The following is a 1977-nucleotide window of genomic DNA, read 5'->3' on the forward strand; positions in this document are numbered from 1 at the left end:
TCCCTCTTCTGACACAGTGTCCGCATTGCCGGGCCAAGCGCCCGTTGCACCGCCACGGTTACTATGAGCGAAACGCATTGACCCCACATGGTGATGATCGCATTTGGATTGTCCGGTATCGCTGTCGGGAATGCTTGAAGACGGTGAGTGTGCTGCCTTCCTTTCTCCTCCCATATTTTCAGTATACGTTGTCCGCCGTATGGCAAGTTGTGAAAGAGCAGTTGGGATTGACCGAGGGGACGAACCAGGCTCCGTTCCTCCCGACAAAGGACGGCATCATCTTTTATGTCCGACGGTTCTACCGAAACCTATCAAACCTTCATAGCTTTTTTGCGAGGCGGTGGAGGATCATAGGCCCTATCGTGAAAAAAGAAAAGGAACGGGCTTCTTGGTGGATCCGGACGTTGGAGGAACACGGTCTCTATTCGGTCATCAGAGAGATGTGGGAGGACGGATTCCGACACCCTTTTGCGAATGAAATGGGATCCTGATTTTACATACATATCCTAAATCGGAAATAATTGAGGTTTCCACAAACCTTTCCTATCGACGGAGAAAAAGCAATTCGGTACGATAAGGGCAGGAGGACCGGAACGGTCCTGATTCCAAGTGAGACCGGGAGGAGATTCGAATGGATGAGTCGATGAGACACGACATTGCCCTGTTTCGGTACGGGCTAATCGCTCCGTTGGTGAATGGGCAGGTGGAACCGAAGACGTATCTGAAAGAGGTGAGCGGGCGAGTGCACCATGTTCCCCACCAGGGCGATAAGCGAATCGCAGCCAAGACGATCCTCGATTGGTGCACCCGATACAAAAAAGGGGGCTTTGACGCCTAAAAGCCAAAGCGCCGTTCAGACCGCGGCCACTCAAGGCGTCTGTCGCCCGATGATGAGGATCATATCTTAGCCCTAAGAAAAGAACATCCCACCATGCCCGTGACGGTGTTCTACGAACACCTAATCGAGCAGGGGGAAATCTCAGAAAACCATACCTCTTACTTTACTGTATACCGATTATTGAAAAAACACAACCTTGTCGGGAAAGAAATTTTGCCCATGCCGGAGCGAAAACGCTTTACGTATGACCAGATCAATGAGCTTTGGCAAGGGGACTTATCTCATGGACCCACGATTCGCGTCCATAGGAAAGCCCAGAAAACGTTTTTGATCGCGTATATTGATGACTGCTCGCGGTTGGTGCCGTATGCCCAATTTTTTCCCCTCGGAGAAATTTGACGGGCTGCGGATCGTCACGAAGGAAGCGGTGCTTCGTTGCGGGAAGCCGAAGCGCATTTACTCGGACAACGGGAAAATTGATCGATCCGAGGTGCTGCAGTATGCGTGCGCCGAGATGGGGATTACGCTCATCCACGCCCAGCCATATGACCCGCAAAGCAAAGGGAAAATCGAACGGTTCTTCCGCACCGTACGGACGCGGTTTTATCCGCTGCTGAAGTTGGATCCCCCGAAGTCGCTCGAAGAGCTGAACGAGCGTTTTTGGAAGTGGCTTGAAGAAGAGTATCATCGAAAGCCTCACGCCTCGCTAGAAGGGAAAACGCCGCATGAGGTGTTTCAGTCCCAAGTGGAACGAGTGGTGTGGATCGAAGACATCGATTGGCTGGATGCGATTTTTCTGAAACGGGAGCACCACAAGGTCAAAGCCGATGGAACGATCACCTTGAACAAGCAGCTGTATGAAGTGCCGCCCCAGTTCATTGGGCAATCGATTGAACTCCGCTATGATGAACGGGGCGTCTATGTGTACGAAGATGGAAGGAAGGTGGCGGAGGCCGTTCGAGTTCGTTTGGAGGACAACGCCTATGTAAAACGCCATCGGTCCCCGTTTGCAGCGATTCCGGCGAAGGAGGGAGAACACGGTGTATAAATCGTTTTACTCCCTCTCGCGGGAGCCGTTTGCGAAAGAAACAGACCCGTCCGAGGCGTATCAAGGGGCGCCATTTCAGGAAGCGTTGCGG

At 52.3% G+C, this 1977-nt stretch carries 1 protein-coding gene and 2 pseudogenes; all 3 read left to right on the top strand.

All coding sequences use genetic code 11. The features are described from left to right. Positions 1-491, top strand: a 491-nt coding sequence (locus ACTVDO_RS17270) for a DUF6431 domain-containing protein (RefSeq protein WP_442901951.1), incomplete at its 5' end; no start/stop codon positions are given. Positions 492-631: 140 nt separating this feature from the next. Continuing rightward, positions 632-1886 (top strand): annotated as a pseudogene (locus tag ACTVDO_RS17275) (IS481 family transposase). Continuing rightward, positions 1879-1977 (top strand): annotated as a pseudogene (locus tag ACTVDO_RS17280) (AAA family ATPase); the annotation flags it as partial. The pseudogenes ACTVDO_RS17275 and ACTVDO_RS17280, both read left to right, overlap by 8 nt.

The organism is Geobacillus sp. BK01, assembly GCF_052220245.1.
Classification (GTDB): domain Bacteria; phylum Bacillota; class Bacilli; order Bacillales; family Anoxybacillaceae; genus Geobacillus.